A 17,494-nucleotide genomic window follows, 5' to 3' on the forward strand; every position below is an offset into this window, starting at 1 on the left:
ATACTTCTTCTGGTGATTATGCAGCTAAAGATTCTGCTTACATTGAAGAGAAGACTGTTACTGATATTGTACTTTAGATGAAGGGAAACCTCTTTTAGAGGTTTTGCCAAATAAATAAATGTATAAGACAAAGACTAGCGCTGAGAACTAGTCTTTGTTTTTTGTAAGCAAATAAATATTATTTATGGCCACTCAATGGTACAGAATTACCTTATAGTTTGTTATAATAAACGAGAAAGGTGGTGAAGATATCAGATGAGAATTTTACTTGTTGAAGATGAGAGGTCTTTGTCGGATATTGTTATGGAACTGCTAAAAAAAGATAAATATATCGTTGATGCAGTATATGATGGTGAGGATGGACTTGAATACGGGCTTTCAGGCATTTACGACCTTATTATTTTAGATATTATGTTGCCGAAAATGAATGGTATTGAAGTGCTGAAAAATTTACGCAAGCAGGAAATTTCTACACCTATTATAATGTTAACGGCTATATCTGAGGTAGAAGACAAAGTCATGGGCCTCGATTGTGGAGCAGATGATTATATTACAAAACCATTTCAAACAATAGAATTGATGGCTAGAATCCGTTCGGCTACACGAAGGAAAGGTATCTTTACGGGAGATGTATTAACCTTTGCAGACCTCAGTGTGGAAAAAGAATGTTTAAAGGCCTCTACAGATGAAGGAGAAGTTAAGCTAAGTTTGAAAGAATATCAAATACTCGAAATCTTAATGGAAAATCCAAAACAAATCATAACTAAAGATAAAATTGTTGAAAAAATATGGGGCTATAACTATGAGGGTGAATACAATTCGGTTGAAGTATATATTTCTTTTGTACGTAAGAAACTGAAGTTTATTCGTTCTAATGTTAAGATAAAGGCGTCAAGAGGACTGGGATATTCATTGGAGGACCAGTTATGATTAAAAAAATGCGTATTAAAATTGTTGTAGTTGCTATGACTGCTCTAATTATCTTATTATCTGCTATATTTATAACTATAAACATTTTTATGGGACAGATCGCATTACAAGATACTGATGCATTTCTTGAAAGTATAACTTATAATAATGGTAAATTGATAGAGTCAGAACATATAGTAGGCAGACCCGATGGTCCCCCTAGTCAAATACAAATGATTAAAGGAGTTTCCCTTAAGGTAACATCTGAGGGTGAGATAAGTGAAGTTATATTTAATGATGAAAAAATGCCTATGGCTGATATTGATGAGATTGTAAATAAGATTATTAATAATAAAGACTTTGTCGGTACTATAGAAGGATATAGATACCGGGTGAAGAAAATAGAGTATGGATATATTGTTGTGTTTGCAGACACGGTAGTTCAAGAGGGTATGCTTGAGAAACTACTATCCTTGTCCATTGGCATTGGGTTTCTAAGCGTTGGAGTTTTATTTATTCTGATTACGATTCTTTCTAGATACATCACAAAACCAGTTGAAGTAGCTTTTCAAAAACAAAAACGATTCATTTCCGATTCTAGTCACGAATTAAAGACACCATTATCTATTATTTCGGCTAACCTAGATATGTTAGAGATAGAAAAAGGCAAAAGTAACAGAACAAGTGCAATGAGTGAAGGTATAAAGAGGATGAGTAATTTGATTCAAGATTTATTACTACTAGCACGAACAGAACAAAAGAATTATACTTTTCTTTCCTTTAACCTTAGTAATATAATGGAAAGTACTATATTACCTCTAGAAGTTATAGCGTATGAGCAAGGAAATCGTATAGAAACTACAATAGAAGAGAATATTATGTTTAAGGGCTATGAAGAGGGCCTTCGTAAAATGATAGGAGCACTAATGGAAAATGCTATTAAGTATTCAAAGAAGGATTCTATCATTAAAGCTAGTCTTCATACAAAAGGTGATATTAAAATAATAGAAATGTTTAATGAAGGTATAGGTGTTACAAAAGAGCAGAAAGATAAGATATTTGATAAATTCTATAGGGCTGATGCTTCGAGAAATGGAGAGACAGGGGGACATGGTATAGGATTATCTATTGTTAAAAATATAGTAGATATGCATAAAGGTAAGATTCATGTAGAAAGTATTCCAAATGAATATATTGTTTTTAAAATCACATTGCGAGGGTAATGTGATTTTTTCAATGTTTCTTTAAGGTTCGTTATGTATTATATATATAATGGTTATTTCACAAAAGGTATTTTAGTTGAACTTCAGGCACAATGTATAGTGTCATAAATGTTCAATATGCAGTAGATATTGTGCCTGAAATTAGTTCAACTTACTTTTTGTGGTTTAATCATATAATACATAATTTATTATTTATAAAGGAGAAAAGAATATGAAAAAAAAGATTATTTCTTTATTGATGGTTTGCAGTTTGTTTGTAACCTTAGTAGGGTGCGGCACAGATAGTGCAGAGAATTCAGCAACTACTGGTGGCGGAGAAGTTATATATGTAGATACTGATGCTACTGGAAATAATGATGGTTCAAGTTGGGATAATGCATATACTTCATTACAAGATGCACTAGAAGTAGCAACTGATGTCAATGAAATTTGGGTTGCTGAGGGGACATATTATCCTACAGAGGATGAAGATACTTCAGTGAGTTTTACAATGGTTGATGATGTTGCAGTTTATGGTGGATTTGAAGGTGATGAAAAAAGTTTAGATGCAAGAGATTGGGAAAATAATGTAACTATTCTTTCAGGAGATATTGGGGTTAAGGATGATTCATCTGATAATTCAGTTAAAGTAGTTATTGCAGCTAATGCTCTAATTGATGGGTTTACAATTTCAGACGGTGCATTTACTCAAACAATGATGGGACCACCTTCAGATGCTAGTGGAGAAGATGCTGGTGAGGAAAAAATGGCACCTCCAACAGATGGAGAAGGTCAAGAGGGTATGACACCTCCAACAGATGGAGAAAGTGACGAGAAAATGATGCCACCAACTACCGACGGTAGCGCAGATAGTGAACTACCAACTGGTGAGTCAGACTCGTCAGATAGTGACAGCGTTTCAACAGGTCACTCTACACCAGATGCAGTTACAGAAGGAGATGCTTCATCTTCATCAAACGGTAACGGTATTATAATCTGGGAAGTTGCACCAACAATTAAAAACTGTACTATTACTAACAACTCAAGTGGTAAAGGTGCAGGTGTATACATCATGGGAACTGGTGACTTAGATGATCTTCCAACATTTATTAATACAACTATTAGTAATAATGTAGCTGTCGGAAGAGGTGGCGGAGTTTCTATTGATATGATGTCACAAGCGATTTTTATTGATTGTATATTTGACGGAAATGAATGTACAGATGGTAAAGGTGGAGCTATTTATAATGATTTCGGAGGAAGTCCTTTACTTGAAAACTGTTTATTCATTAATAACTATGCACAATCAGGTGCTGCTTTAGGTAATGATGGTGTTTCTAATCCTGTAATTTCAAACACTACATTCTATAATAATACAGCAAGTGAAGCTGGAGCTGCATTATATCAAGGAACAGGTCCATTTAATGATCCAATATTGATAGATTCTATCATATGGGGTAACTATTGTGACCAAGATAAAATTGCTGTATACAACTGGAATGAGTGTAATCCAAAGGTTGAATACTCAATTGTCCAAGGTGGATATAATGGTGAGGCTGTATTAGATACTGACCCAATGTTTGTTGATGCAGACAATATGGACTTTAGTTTAGAAAGTGGTTCTCCTGCAGAGTCAGCAGCTATTGATGGTGGAGAAATCGGATTTAATGCAGATATTATTAAAACTAGAACAGATGAAGATTATGAAGAAATAATTGAGTATTTATATTCAATTGAAGGAAATGATGAGCCAACTCAAATGGACCTTACAAATCCTGTAGCTTCAGAGGATGCTAGTGATATTGGAGTAGTTGTATATGTAGATGCAGATGCAACTAGTAATGGAAATGGTAGCAGTTGGGCAGATGCGTTTACATCATTACAAGATGCTATAAATTACGCTAATGCAGCTTACGAATTAAATGCTACAGATGTTGATGTTTGGGTAGCAGAGGGTATATATTACACAGGTGAAAATAGAGAAGATTCATTCGTTTTAAGATCAGGCGTTAATGTATATGGTGGATTTGATGGAACAGAAGCAAATGCTGATGAAAGAGATTATGAAAACAATGAAACTATTTTAAGTGGTGAAATTGGTGATACTACAATAAAAACTGACAATAGCTATCATGTTCTTATCGGAGCTGATGAAGCTATAATCGATGGAGTTACTATTACAGGCGGATACGCAGATGGTATAGATGGTTATGTATATGATAATAAAGGTGGCGGTTTGCTGAACTACTTAGCAGGAAACAGAGTAAGACCTGACGAAGAGCCAACTTTAGGATTTGACACAGAGGTTTATAATTGCGTATTTGATGATAACTATGCTGAAGAAGGTGGCGCAACTTATACTTACCATGGCGGTAATCCAGTATATGATAATTGTACATTTACAAATAATACAGCACAATATGGTGGAGCTACATTAGATAGGGCAGGTACTAATGCAATTTATACAGATTGTACTTTTGCAGATAACTATGCAAGCTATAAAGGTGGAGCAGCATTTACTGATTACGGTGCAATGTCTACTTTCACAGACTGTATATTTGATAATAATGAATCAGAAACAGCTGGTGGTGCAATATATGTTATAGACCGTGCATCTCAAGCAGTACCAAATGAAACAGACTTCGATTTAATAGATGATTCATGGGAGCTATTGATAGACATCTACTCATCAGTTTATGTAGACAGTTGTTCATTTACTAATAACAAAGCAGGCACAAACGGTGGAGCGCTTTATGTTTATGAAGGAAGTTATGGTAAAATAGTTAATTCAAGCTTTGATGGTAACTCGTCTACAGATGCAGCTATAGTTGCAAGTAATGCAGGAAATGTTATTCTTGACAACGCAACTACATTTGCAAATAATTTACCTACTGACACATATGCAGATAGTGGCAGGTCATCAGTGAAATATGAGTAATAAATAAATTAGTCTGGGTCAGTAGATAGATTTGTGTAAACACAAATCTATCTACTGACCCATTAGTTTAAAAGCAGACGTTTTAGGGTTAACCTAAAACGTCTGCTTTTTCAACACATTTAATGGTTTGCATTGTATGTGAGTAATCCAAATTATGATAAAAAAGATAGATAGGGCAATTTTATCATGTACTTATGGTTAAAAGAGTAACTAATAAAGTATAAAGAAAATTTGAAAAATATTGTAAGTCTACAAACTATCTTAAGTATAATGGAATTATTAAGCATTGGTGAAAAATAGTCAATAAATAATCCCCTAGTGAATTTCGCTAGAGGATTATTTGATATTTTCCCCATTGAACGTCCACTTAATTCCTTCGTCGTCACTTAGAACTTTAAGTACTTCAGCTAATTTATCAGAGTTTTTACCAAGAACTATAGTGGTTTTGTTTGCATCAAGAGTTACCTCAGCAACCTTGTCTATTGCAAAATATTTCAGAGTGCTTGTCTCAGCAATTTCTATTTCAGATATATATTTGTTACTTTTTTCAGTTGGTTGGGAACCATCAATTAATGTAATCGTTAGGGGTAAATATATTCAAGTAATATATGGGCCAACTGTAAATATTATAAGGATAGAAATAGATGAATATATAGAAAGCTTAAAAAATATCAATTAATTTATGTGTTTATGAAAGGAGTTAAACTAAAATGAATGTAATTTATATACAGATCTATTTGAATTACCTTTCATATTAATGTCAGACAAATACCATCGGGTGGTATGAACAAATACTTACAATTTTAATGAAATGTTTATTACCCTGGAGGTCTTTGTGAGGAGACATGGGCGACAAACTTGTTATCTAATCGAATAGTTGATAAAGAAATGATTGGAAGCTATAAATTTTGTCGAAAATCATATATAATTAGAATATAAACCAACAAAGGATGAGTCTTGTTGAAGCAATTTAGGAAAAATATTGGAGGTTGAGTATGGATAAAAGTTCATTTTTTCAACTGTTTAATATGTTGGATGATTTATGTTTTATATTAGGGGAAAAAGAAAACATATTAGCTGCAAATAAATATGCAATTTCTACTTTAGGATATTCGGAAGATGAATTAATAGAGATGAAAATTTCTGACTTTCTCCTTGCTTTTAACAAAGGAGAAAAAGATTGCAATTCTTTAAACATTGAAGGGCAGGATGATTCTTGTTTAGAAATGTTATGTCTTAGAAAAGATAAAGTTATACCTGTTATAACAAAGAGGGAAGCGGGCATATGGCAGAACAAAAAAGTAATATTTTTAATATGCAAAGATGTATCCAAATTAGTTAGCGCCAATAATCGATTCTCAAAAGCATTTAATGATAATTCATCATTAATGGCAATTAGTGAGATTGAAACGGGAAGGTATATTGAAGCCAATAAGTCATTCTTTGAAAAGACAGGCTATACTAGGGAAGAAGTGATAGGGACAAAATCATCTGATTTAAATTTGTTTGTGAACATTGATGACAGAAATAGAGTTCTTAGCACTTTTAAAAAGCATGGGAAGGTCAATAATTATGAAGTCAAAGTAAGAACTAAAACGGGTAATATTTTAGATGGCTTATTTTCTATTGATACTATAGATATAGAAAACCAGAAATACCTTCTCACTGTAATGAATGATATCACTGAGACTAATGAAGCTAGAAGAAAGATTGCTGAAAGTGAAGCTAATTTTCGTGATTTGTTCAATACATTAGATGATTTACTGATAATTTTGGATAAAGCTGGATATGTAATATATACCAATAAAGCAACGAAAATGAAATTGGGCTATTCTGAAAAAGAATTACATAGTATGCATGTTCTTGAACTTCATCCACAACAATATCGTGAAGAAGCACAAGAAATAGTTGGAATGATGATTATGGGGAAAAGGGATGCTTGTCCACTACCACTTCAGTCTAAAGAAGGAAGACTGATTCCAGTTGAAACAAGGATATGGTCTGGTATTTGGAATGGAGAAGAAGTTTTGTTTGGTATTTCGAAAGATTTATCAGCTCAACAAGCGGCATTAGATAAATTTGAAAGGCTTTTTGACAGTAATCCATCACCAATTATGGTATGTAAAACAGATAGTTTGACAATTACACAAGTGAATAATGCATGTAAAAACATTTTTAAAGCTGATGAAAGTAAATTTATCGGAAAGCGGTTTATTGATTTTTTAAGTTCAGATGAGATGACGGCAGCTGAAAAGATATTAAAAATGATAAAGGATACTGGCAAGGTAGATAAGTTAATTATAAAGATAAAAACTGATGAAAATCATTTCTATGGATTAGTATCTGCAGATACGATAACCTATATGGGTGAAAGAAATACATTTATTGTATTAACTGATATTACTGAATTAAAGGAGAGCAAAGAAAAAGTTGAGTATTTAAGCTATCATGATACATTGACAGGGGTTTTCAATAGAGAATTTTTTGAAAAATGCATAAAAGATATTGACAATGAATGTAATTTACCTATTTCAATTATTATGGGTGATGTAAATGGATTAAAACTTACAAACGACGTATTTGGACATTATTCTGGCGATAAGTTACTTAAGTCAATTGCAAATATATTTGTGAATAATTGTCGTGCTGAAGATATTGCTGTGAGATGGGGAGGCGATGAATTTGTTTTATTATTACCCAAAACTAGCGAAAAGACGGTCAATGAAATCCAGAAGAGAATTAAATGTGCATGTCAAAAGGAAAAATTGGATTTAGGAAATGATGAAATTATACATAGCATTTCTTTAGGATGTGCAACAAAAGAAAATATAAATGAATCTATCATTGAAACAATGAAAATAGCAGAGAGGCATATGTATAACAGTAAGTTGCTTGAAAGTAGAAGCATGCATAATTCAATTATTGAATCTATGAAAAGTACATTATATGAAAAAAGCCACGAAACACAAGAACATGCTACTAGAATGACAGAAATATCTATTATGATTGGTAAAGCATTAAATTTATCAGAAGATGAACTCAATCAAATTAAACTATTTTCAATGTTGCATGATATAGGTAAGATAGCCATTAATAATCAGATTCTTCTTAAAAAGGGTTCACTTTCTGATGAAGAGTGGATTGAGATGAAAAAACATTCTGAAATCGGATATAGGATAGCACAATCTACACCAGAACTATCTCATGTAGCAAGCTATATACTTTCTCATCATGAAAAATGGGATGGAAGTGGATATCCACAAGGGTTAAGTGGTGAACAAATTCCGCTATTGTCGCGAATAATATCTGTTGCAGATGCTTATGATGCAATGACACAAGATCGTACTTATAGAAAAGCTATGTCAAAAACTGAAGCAATTGATGAAATTAAGAAATGTGCAGGAATACAATTTGAACCTCGAATAGCAAAAATATTTGTTGAAATTATTCAATAAAAATGTAACAAGGGTACCAGGTACTTCCCGTTTTATGTAGAAGTTCAAGAACTTGTATAAAAAATATTTTATAGAAATCCAGCACCGTATTTGGTGCTGGATTTGTGTCCTTAAAGATGAAATTTTTGTTTAATTAATCTGTTTATTATTAGAAAAATAATACATGCACTAAAGAACTTTTGCTTGAGCTTCAGTCAAAAGTAGATTTTCAAAATAAACTATTTATTTTATACAGAGGATGATAATTATTTGCATTTTGAGTTTCAAACAATCAATAGGAAAGAAGATAGAAAAGGGATTAAAACTCACAGATGAAGATTTATTATCATTAAGTTTTCTACCACTTATGAAAGGTAGCGTAAATAGGGACAAAAGAGCAATAGAGAGCATAGAACTAGCTGAAAACATAAAGGATAGTGATACTAAATTACAATGCGTAACATTACTATATTCATTATTAGAAAAATTCGGAGATTAAAAAAGTAAAAATAAGTTTAAGGACGTGTTTGAGATGACAGAGATAGGTAGAATGATAAGAGAAGAGGGTATAAAAGAGGGAATTAAAGAAGGAAAATCAGAAATACTAATAAAACAGCTTACAAAGAAATTTGGTAATATTACTGAGGAAGATGAGAAAAAAATCAAGAATTTATCAAATAGAGTTATTGATATAATATTAGTGGATATTTTTGAACTGGAGAGTTTAAATGATTTTGAAAAATATTTTTAAATTCAAATACTAAATAATTCAGCCTCGCAACTTTGAGGCTGAATTATTTTTATTTACAGATATATTGCAGTACCTCTCATATATAGGATGTTCTTAAAAACTCTAGATACAAAATCGATGAACTTGTTTCGGAATATATATTTAAAATATGGGGGAAATTAATATATATATTGTTTAGGAAAAATCAGGAGTGAAAATAATATAATGAAAAAAATAGACATTAATAAAGAAAGCGAAGTAGGCGAAAAAGCAAAAGACAATAAACAAGCCAATATGGATAGTATATCGGATAATATTAAGCAGAATAAAAAAATATTACAAAATAGCTTTAACAATAGTATAGATGTTGTTTTTTATGAATTCGAGACGATTTCTGGCATGAAAGCTCTTGTGATTTATATAGAAGATATTGTGAAAAAGGAGATACTAGATAGAGATATTATCAATCCTTTTATATTAAAAGCAAGTAATGAAGAAACTAATAAAGACCTTACTTTTGAAACTATTAAAAAACTGTTTCCAGTTACAAATACAAAAAAAATCAATGATTTGCCGGAAGTTATTACTAATATTGCAGATGGTAATACAATTATATTTATTGAAGGGGTAACCTTTGCACTATCAATTTCTTGTATTGGATGGGAAAAAAGAGCTGTTGCCGAGCCTGCATCTGAAATGGTAATCAAAGGGCCAAAGGAAGGATTTATCGAAAGTATAAATATAAACAGAGCTTTAATTCGAAGAAAGATTAAAAATGAAAACCTTGTTTTTGAAGAGATGAGTATTGGTAGGCAAACTAAGACGAAAGTGAATATTGTGTATATAAATGGGATAGTAAGTCTTGAAGTGTTAGCAGAGGTTAGGAAAAGACTATCTAACATTGATATTGATGCAATTTTAGATACCGGATCTTTGGAGGAATATATTGAAGATAGTCATATATCACCTGTTTCAACAGTAGGAAATACACAAAAACCAGATATTGTTGCTGCAAAGATTTTGGAGGGAAGAGTGGCAATATTGTGTGACGGATCACCTCAGGTGATTACAGTACCACATTTATTTATTGAAACAATTCACACCAGTGAGGATTATTATAGTAGACCATATATTGCAACGGTGATGAGGTTTGTACGGATGAATGCTATTATTGCTAGCATTTTTTTTCCAGCATTTTATGTTGCTCTGGAAACTTTTCATCAAGAAATGATTCCCACAGTATTTTTGCTTACTATGGCGGGTGCAAATATAGGAACACCTTTGTCGTCATTTCTTGAAGCGCTATTAATGGTTATTGCATTTGAATTGTTAAAAGAATCAGGCACAAGGATGCCCAAAGCTTTAGGTTCAGCTGTTAGTATAGTAGGAGCTTTGGTGCTAGGGGAGGCTGCTGTTCAGGCAGGGATAGTGAGCGCAGATTTAATTGTCGTTATTGCTTTTACAGCTGTAGCTACTTTTATAGTACCATCTCTTAATGAAATGGTTACCTTATATAGGTTTATATTACTGATATTAGCAGGAAGTATGGGCATATACGGAATAACTGCTGGAACATTTGTAATGATAATACATGCTAATTCTTTAACGTCTTTTGGGGTCCCTTATTTATCTCCTTTGGCGCCTGTAAATATTGAAGGATTAAAAGACTTTCTTATTCGCTTCCCTTTATGGACAATGAAAAAAAGACCTGAGTTTATTTCAGGTAGAAACAAAAGAAAGCAAAGTTGAGGGAGGTGGTTAAATGGAGCATTCTTATTTTATAAAAAGAAGTCTTCTTATTTTAATGATTTTTATGTTATCATTTGCTACTGGGTGCTGGAACAAAAAAGAACTAAATGAACTTGGTATTGTTGGTGCTATTGCAATTGATGAAGAAGAAGATAAAGTAAAACTCTCCTATGAAATAATGGAACCTAAAAGTATAAACACGAAGGGAACAGATCAAGAGAATGTTTCTTATTTGCAAAGTGAAGGAGCATCTATTTTGGATGCAATTAGAAATGCAACATTAAAATTCGACAAAAAGTTATATTGGCCTCACACTAATGTTTTATTCTTTAATGAAAAGGCGGCGTACAAAGGGTTAGCACAATATTTAGATATAGTTAATAGAGATCATGAATTTAGAAGATATATAAATCTCACAATTACAAAAGGAAGCCCTGCTTATGAAGTTATGGGGATCAATAGTGGAAAGGAAGGAATACCATCGTTATTTATTGAAAAATTATATGAAAATAATATATATAACGGTAAGGGAGTATCCGTAAAAATAATAGATTTTTTAAAAGCATATTATGCAGAAGGAATAGAACCGGTGGTAGGAGTTATCGAAGTTGTAAAAAGAAGTGATGATAAATTAAAAATAGATGAAAAGAAAAATGAAAAATATATACCTTCAATAGAAGGGGCGGCTGTTTTGAGAGACGATAAGTTAGTGGGATTTCTTGATGGGATTGAAACAAGAGCTTTTAATTTAATTACGGGCAAATTAAAAAGTGGTGTTATTGTATCAAAATCACCAGATAGAAAGGGTATAAACTCTGTGGAAATTATTAAAGCTCAGAGTAAAATGAATATAGAAATAAAGGATGAGGTTTATTATGGATATGTAGATATTGAAATAAGTGGAGTTATTGGAGAAGAAACAGGAGAAGAAGATATTTCCAATATTCGAGCAATTAGTCAAATTGAGCGTAATACTTCAGATATAATAAAAAAGGAAGTTGAAGATTGTATAAAAATAGTACAGGGATACAAAACAGATATTTTCGGATTTGGTCAGTTAATCCACAGAAAATACCCCGAAAATTGGAGTGAAATCAAAAACGAATGGAATGAAGATTTTTCTAACTTAGAAATTGAAGTTACAGTAAAAACTAATATTGAGAAATCAGGAGTTTCTAATTCACAATTAGAAGCAAAGGAGAATAAATAGTTATGGTTAAAAACGAGAAAATATCAGCAATTCAACTAATTTCGTTAATTTTATTAAATCGTATTTTGTTTGGATTTTCTTTTATGCCTACAGTAACTATGGCACCTGCAAATCAGGATGCATGGATTGTAGATATACTCTCAGGGCCTATGATTATATTTTTCGCTATACCTTTGCTTATTTTGTCAAGTAGATTTCCAAATATGGCTTTTAATGAATATTATCAAGTTATTCTAGGTAAAAAATTAGGTAAATTAGTAAGTGTAGTATATTCTATTTATTTGATTTTTATCTCATTAATAACGGTTTTGCTTCTATCAGATTTTTTGTTATCAGCAGTTTTACCTGAAACACCAGATTATGCTATCCTTTTATTTATGATTATTCCTTGTTGTTATGCTACATATAAGGGTCTTCAGTGTATATGCAGAACAGCTGTTACAATGACTATATTTGTACTTTTTATAATCGTAATTTATGCAATTTTAAATTTCAATAATATGGATTTTAAAGTATTTCTTCCAATACTAAGTGATACAAGTATTTCTGAAATTACTTTTAGTTGTTTTAATAATGCCACTAGATTTTGCGATTGCTTTCTTTTCTTTTCGTTTATTCCCTATGTTAAAAAGACTAAAAACCACTCCATTACAAAAATACTAATAATTTTAGTTAGTGCTTTTATATTGACGAATACTTTCATAACCATAGTAACTCAGGCTGTTCTTGGAGTAGGTCTTGCAAGAATAATGAAATTTCCGTATTATAGCAGTATACAACAAATCAATGTATTTAATATTATTCAACGAATAGAGTTTTTTAATGTAATTGGATGGATTATAGTATTCTTTTTTAAAATTTCCTCTACAATACTGGCTGCCGCTATGATTATGGCACAAGTGTTCAAGGTCAAATCATATAAGCCATTTGTCATACCGATGAATTTTATTATTGTAATTATTATTCTTCTAACAAATATTTCTCACTATGCGATATTGAAATCGCTGATTAAAGATTATGCTTATCTTATTATTTTTACAGTTAATTTTATTATTCCATCTATAGTACTTATTGTGTATTTTTTTAGGAGAAAAACGTTGTTAGCAACTAGCAAATTATTACCCAATAAATAAATGACTAACGTTCTCCCACAAGGGTACTAGGTACTTCCCGATATATGTGGAAATTTAAGAGCTTGTATATAAAAAAACCAGCATCGTATTTGATGTTGGTTTTGTGTTTTAAATATGAATTTATGTTTGCTTATTAATTTATCACTCTTTTAGTAGGGTATGCTAGATCTATATTTTCGTGGGTGTCAACCATCTTCAAGATATCTTCCCATATATTATTTGTAGTACCACGCCTATGTTTTGGTGCACATAAATACCGTATAGTCATTTGAATACCACTTTCTTTTACATCAGTATAAACAATTGGAGTCAGATTTTTATAGTGAATCATATACTTTTTTGTAGCATCCTTAAGTTGTTTTGCTACTTCAGATGTAATTACTTTAGTATCTTTGTCTACAATCTCTCTAAGTAATTTCTTTGCTAGTTCCCAGTCGCTTTCAAAGGTTAATAATACGCTAATCTCATTCCAAATATATTCAAATCCTTTTGTATAATTAGTTAATGGATGAACAAATACAAAGCTGTTTGGCACATCTATTATTCTACCGGTGCTTTGTTCCCCTGATTCTGCAGAACTTACTTCCATAAGGGTAAATTGGAATAATCTTTTATCAATAACATCGCCCTTTTGTTCACCAATCAATATCCTATGGCCTACATCAAAAGGTCTTCTTACTTCTATAAATAGCCATCCTGAAATATTGGTAATCAGCTCTTTAAGAGCAATTGCAATACCTGCAGATAATAATCCAATATAAGTTGTTAGGTTTTTAGAGTCATCTGCCCAGATAAAGACATTAATAATAATTATTATAAAACCAATAATATAATTAATCCTTTGTTTTACTAGGTAGTATTTGTTATTATCATCAATACTCTTATAAAGGATATTTTTAAGTAATCTTGCTATAACTATAACAATCACTAAACACATTAAACTCCAGACTATCTTCAGGCTATATCGACTAGTGACAATAATTTCTAAAAACTCTTCCATTTTTACCCCTTTCAGTTATATAAGTATAAATCAAAACTTTGAAATTGTTTAGATTTCAAAGCTTATCATTAATAATTATTAATAGTTTTTTGTGCTTTTTAATATATACTCAATAATTTTATTATCAAGTTCTCCTTCTTTATATATATTGTTTTTAAATGTAGGCTTTTTTAAATGACCTCTATTAATTAACTCCTTAAATAAATCAATATATTCTAAAGATGTTTTCCCTATGAGCAATTCTTCTAAGGAATTTCCTTCTATATAGTAATTATATACTTTTATAAATCCTTTTAAGTATATATAATCTTTTGTGAAACCGCCACCTCTCATAACTCTTGCAGTTAAGTTAAAGGCAGAATCTTTATCAAAGTTATGCTCATCCATTAAATATTCGAATATATCTTTAAATCCATATCCCTTAACCATTAAATTTACAGCGACTACTCTATATGCTAAATCTTTTAATCTATTTATATGAATATTTCCAGTCAAACATTCAGCTAATACTGCTAGTCCTTCTTGAGTTTCAACATTATTTGGAGTTCCTAATTGCAAAAACTTTAAAGGTTGTTTTATAGCGTTCATGGTAGTTAGCATATGTACGCCTAATTCATGTTGAGAAAGCAATTTAATATCATTGGAATTAAATTTAGCTTTGTCATTAACTACAAGTGTGCGTTTTGATGAATTAACCATAATTCTAGCTGCCATATTTTTTGAGAAGGTAATCTTACCACCCATTCCCCAGTTATCTATCTCATTTTTCAATAATTTTAATACTTTTTCTTTAGTTAAATTCTTATCCTCGTCGTCGTCTAATCCATAAGATTGTATAACATAATTAGCATTCTTTACGTCATCCTTACTTGGCTTACCGTATAATTTCATAGAATTATATAAGAAATCCTCAGTTCCCCTTGAGGTTAACATATCTATGGTAGTGGAGTATTCATTAATTATCTCTTTATACATTAATTGTACTGATACATCTGAGATGTCTGTAATGGGTAATGCATATAAGTTTTTCTTTAAATCGTAAGTATCTACTTTAAGTGGTATATAACTAAACTCTGGAATATGCCTATATCCTGAATCGAAAAATTGCCTTCTGCAACGTTCTAAGTTTTTTGGATTAACATAAGTTAGTGTCTCAAAGTTTTTAAGCAAAGAATATAACTTTGCATCTACTTTTTTAAGTATCGGGTCTTCAATATTTGATAATAAATCAGTTTTGTTTTTTATCTTTGTATTAGCTTCCTTATTTATATAATATAAAGAATTTGTGATTATTGCATTTTTAAGACCTTCTTTTAAGGTATTGACTACACTAGGATATATATCTCCTGTGTTTTCATTACAGTAAATTTTCTTTACTTCTAAAGGCATTACTATAGTATTGCTATAAATACTCTGTACATGTTTTGCTAAATAGCCTCTTCCAAAAAACACTTCATTTTCAGCAACTAGATTATCAAAGTCTTCAAATTTAATTTTATTAAGTTCACTTATAAATTTTGATATATATCTGCGGTTCTTTGGCGTGTTTATTCTTTCTGTACCTAGATTGAAAACAGGATATTCATTGTGAACTTTATCTCTCTTATAATTATAAGAGTGAACATCATATATTATACAAGTATTAAACTTTTCTTCGATTTTAAGAACTAATGCATCTAATACTTTGTAAAAATTTCTGTGCTTTTCTATTCCTTGTTTCTTCATATCTTCAGGTAGTTTTTCAATCCAAACTTGTTTTCCCCAGGCTGTATCATAAATACAGTCTTTTTCTTCTCTGTTTAGATCATATTCATATCTAGAGTCATTAACAATTATATTGATAGGCAAAGAATCAATAAAATCTCCCGTTAAAGGATCTTCCTCATTCCATCTATCTTGTTTATTTAAAATACTTTTCTCTTGTAATTCCTTACTAAAATTACTACCATTATGGATGGCTGTACAAATAAATGGGACATATTTTTCAATAACTATACTAAAAGACCCATCATCTACTGTTACATCTAATAGCTCTTCCTTTTTTATTTTTTTTATTATTTCTTCAATGGATAGCTTAAGCATTATCTACCTCGTTTTTAGAAGATTGTCTGTTTTTTATATTATGAGATTTTTCTTTTAGCATATTTTCTTTTTCTTCAGCTACTTCTTCTACAAAATCTATTATATCCTTTTGAAGTTTTACTTTATTAAATTTATTTATGTTTACGATGCCTCCTGGACTTTGTACATTTACTTCTAAAAGCTTCTTATTAATAACATCTATTCCTGCAAAATATATTCCATCTGCTTTTAGTTTTTTTGCTATTTTATTGCATATAACTTTCTCTTCATGAGTTAATGTATATTTTTCTGCAGAACCACCAGCATGTATGTTTGATCTAATATCATCTGATGAAGGTATTCTTCTATAGGCACCTATTACTTTTCCGTTTAGGATTAAGACTCTTACATCTCCATTTTCTGCACCTTCAATGTACTCTTGGAGCATAACGTATTTTTTACCTTTGTCTGTATTGATATAATAATCTAGCAGAGAATTTAAATTTTGTGTAGCTGCTTTTTCAATTATAATAACTCCACTTCCACCATAACCATCAACGGGCTTTAGGATCATCTTTGAATCTTTGCTCTCAGAAACTATCCTTTTTAAATAATCAACATTTTTAGATACATATGTTTTAGGGATATATGTATTTTCTGGATCATAAAAAGTAGAAGTATACAGTTTATTATTTGCTTTTCTAAGTCCATTTAAATCATTAACGATGAAAACCTCATCATTAATTGAGTCTAAGAAATTCAATAGCAAGTTGTCTAATGGAGGATTTTTTCTTAAAAACACAACATCAAAGCCTTTTAGTGGTAACATTTGTTCAGTAAATTGAACTTTCTTATAAAATGTAACCATATTTTCTGATACAACAATACCTTTTTTTATCATCTTCATAAATCCATAAGTTTCATTATTTCTTATTGTAAGATTTTGAGTATAAAGTATTCCTACATTATGATTTCTTTTGTAAGCTTCATGAATCATTCTTAAAGTAGACTCAGTTTCTGGAACTATAGTATCCCAGCTATTAATTATAAAACAAATATTCATAAAATTAACCTCACTTTTATTAGTTAGATAAATTGAAAATCTAATATATCTTTGGATTAATTATA

General features: G+C 30.8%; 13 protein-coding genes. 9 read left to right on the forward strand and 4 right to left on the reverse strand.

Features of this window, described 5'->3' with window-relative positions; genetic code table 11:
- The first annotated feature begins 255 nt into the window (after positions 1-255).
- The 3 genes from ACVHXK_RS06725 (at position 256) to ACVHXK_RS06735 (ending at position 5,049) form a co-directional block, all read left to right on the forward strand.
- Entirely contained in the window at positions 256-930 is a 675-nt protein-coding gene (locus ACVHXK_RS06725; RefSeq protein ID WP_461205604.1) for a response regulator transcription factor, read from the forward strand.
- Positions 927-2,132, forward strand: coding sequence for a sensor histidine kinase (locus tag ACVHXK_RS06730; RefSeq protein ID WP_461205605.1), 1,206 nt, complete (start codon positions 927-929; stop codon positions 2,130-2,132). Before ACVHXK_RS06725 ends, ACVHXK_RS06730 begins: the two co-directional genes overlap by 4 nt.
- Positions 2,133-2,343: 211 nt before the next feature.
- Positions 2,344-5,049 carry a hypothetical protein gene (locus ACVHXK_RS06735; RefSeq protein ID WP_461205606.1) on the forward strand — a complete coding sequence of 902 codons (2,706 nt, stop codon included), beginning with the start codon at positions 2,344-2,346 and terminating at the stop codon, positions 5,047-5,049.
- A 336-nt stretch (positions 5,050-5,385) separates the two neighbouring features.
- Here ACVHXK_RS06735 and ACVHXK_RS06740 read toward each other — a convergent pair whose 3' ends face one another.
- Positions 5,386-5,646 carry a chitobiase/beta-hexosaminidase C-terminal domain-containing protein gene (locus ACVHXK_RS06740; protein ID WP_461205701.1) on the reverse strand — a complete coding sequence of 87 codons (261 nt, stop codon included), beginning with the start codon at positions 5,644-5,646 and terminating at the stop codon, positions 5,386-5,388.
- A 398-nt stretch (positions 5,647-6,044) separates the two neighbouring features.
- Between ACVHXK_RS06740 and ACVHXK_RS06745 the strand changes: the two genes are divergently transcribed.
- The 6 genes from ACVHXK_RS06745 to ACVHXK_RS06770 all read left to right on the forward strand — a co-directional run bounded on the left by ACVHXK_RS06745 (position 6,045) and on the right by ACVHXK_RS06770 (position 13,305).
- On the forward strand, positions 6,045-8,504 hold the full coding sequence (locus ACVHXK_RS06745) for a PAS domain S-box protein (protein ID WP_461205607.1): 2,460 nt from the start codon (positions 6,045-6,047) through the stop codon (positions 8,502-8,504).
- A 256-nt stretch (positions 8,505-8,760) separates the two neighbouring features.
- On the forward strand, positions 8,761-8,982 hold the full coding sequence (locus ACVHXK_RS06750) for a hypothetical protein (protein ID WP_461205608.1): 222 nt from the start codon (positions 8,761-8,763) through the stop codon (positions 8,980-8,982).
- Between the two features lie 33 nt (positions 8,983-9,015).
- On the forward strand, positions 9,016-9,234 hold the full coding sequence (locus ACVHXK_RS06755; RefSeq protein ID WP_461205609.1) for a DUF4351 domain-containing protein: 219 nt from the start codon (positions 9,016-9,018) through the stop codon (positions 9,232-9,234).
- A gap of 204 nt (positions 9,235-9,438) precedes the next feature.
- A complete protein-coding gene (locus ACVHXK_RS06760; RefSeq protein WP_461205610.1) occupies positions 9,439-10,962 on the forward strand; it encodes a spore germination protein in 1,524 nt (507 codons plus the stop codon).
- 13 nt (positions 10,963-10,975) lie between these two features.
- Positions 10,976-12,172 carry a Ger(x)C family spore germination protein gene (locus ACVHXK_RS06765; protein ID WP_461205611.1) on the forward strand — a complete coding sequence of 399 codons (1,197 nt, stop codon included), beginning with the start codon at positions 10,976-10,978 and terminating at the stop codon, positions 12,170-12,172.
- A 2-nt stretch (positions 12,173-12,174) separates the two neighbouring features.
- Complete coding sequence (locus tag ACVHXK_RS06770; RefSeq protein ID WP_461205612.1) at positions 12,175-13,305, forward strand: GerAB/ArcD/ProY family transporter; 1,131 nt, start codon at positions 12,175-12,177, stop codon at positions 13,303-13,305.
- Between the two features lie 133 nt (positions 13,306-13,438).
- Here the strand turns inward: ACVHXK_RS06770 and ACVHXK_RS06775 are convergent, their stop codons facing one another.
- From ACVHXK_RS06775 to gshB, 3 genes are all read right to left on the reverse strand, one after another.
- Complete coding sequence (locus ACVHXK_RS06775) at positions 13,439-14,305, reverse strand: mechanosensitive ion channel family protein (RefSeq protein ID WP_461205613.1); 867 nt, start codon at positions 14,303-14,305, stop codon at positions 13,439-13,441.
- Between the two features lie 78 nt (positions 14,306-14,383).
- Positions 14,384-16,387, reverse strand: a complete 2,004-nt coding sequence (locus ACVHXK_RS06780; protein ID WP_461205614.1) for a flavohemoglobin expression-modulating QEGLA motif protein — start codon at positions 16,385-16,387, stop codon at positions 14,384-14,386.
- Positions 16,380-17,429: a glutathione synthase gene (gene gshB, locus ACVHXK_RS06785; RefSeq protein WP_461205615.1), complete on the reverse strand. Its 1,050-nt coding sequence runs from the start codon at positions 17,427-17,429 to the stop codon at positions 16,380-16,382. The genes ACVHXK_RS06780 and gshB overlap by 8 nt, the downstream gene beginning before the upstream one ends.
- Positions 17,430-17,494: the final 65 nt, after the last annotated feature.

This window comes from Clostridium sp. DL1XJH146 (assembly GCF_054819755.1).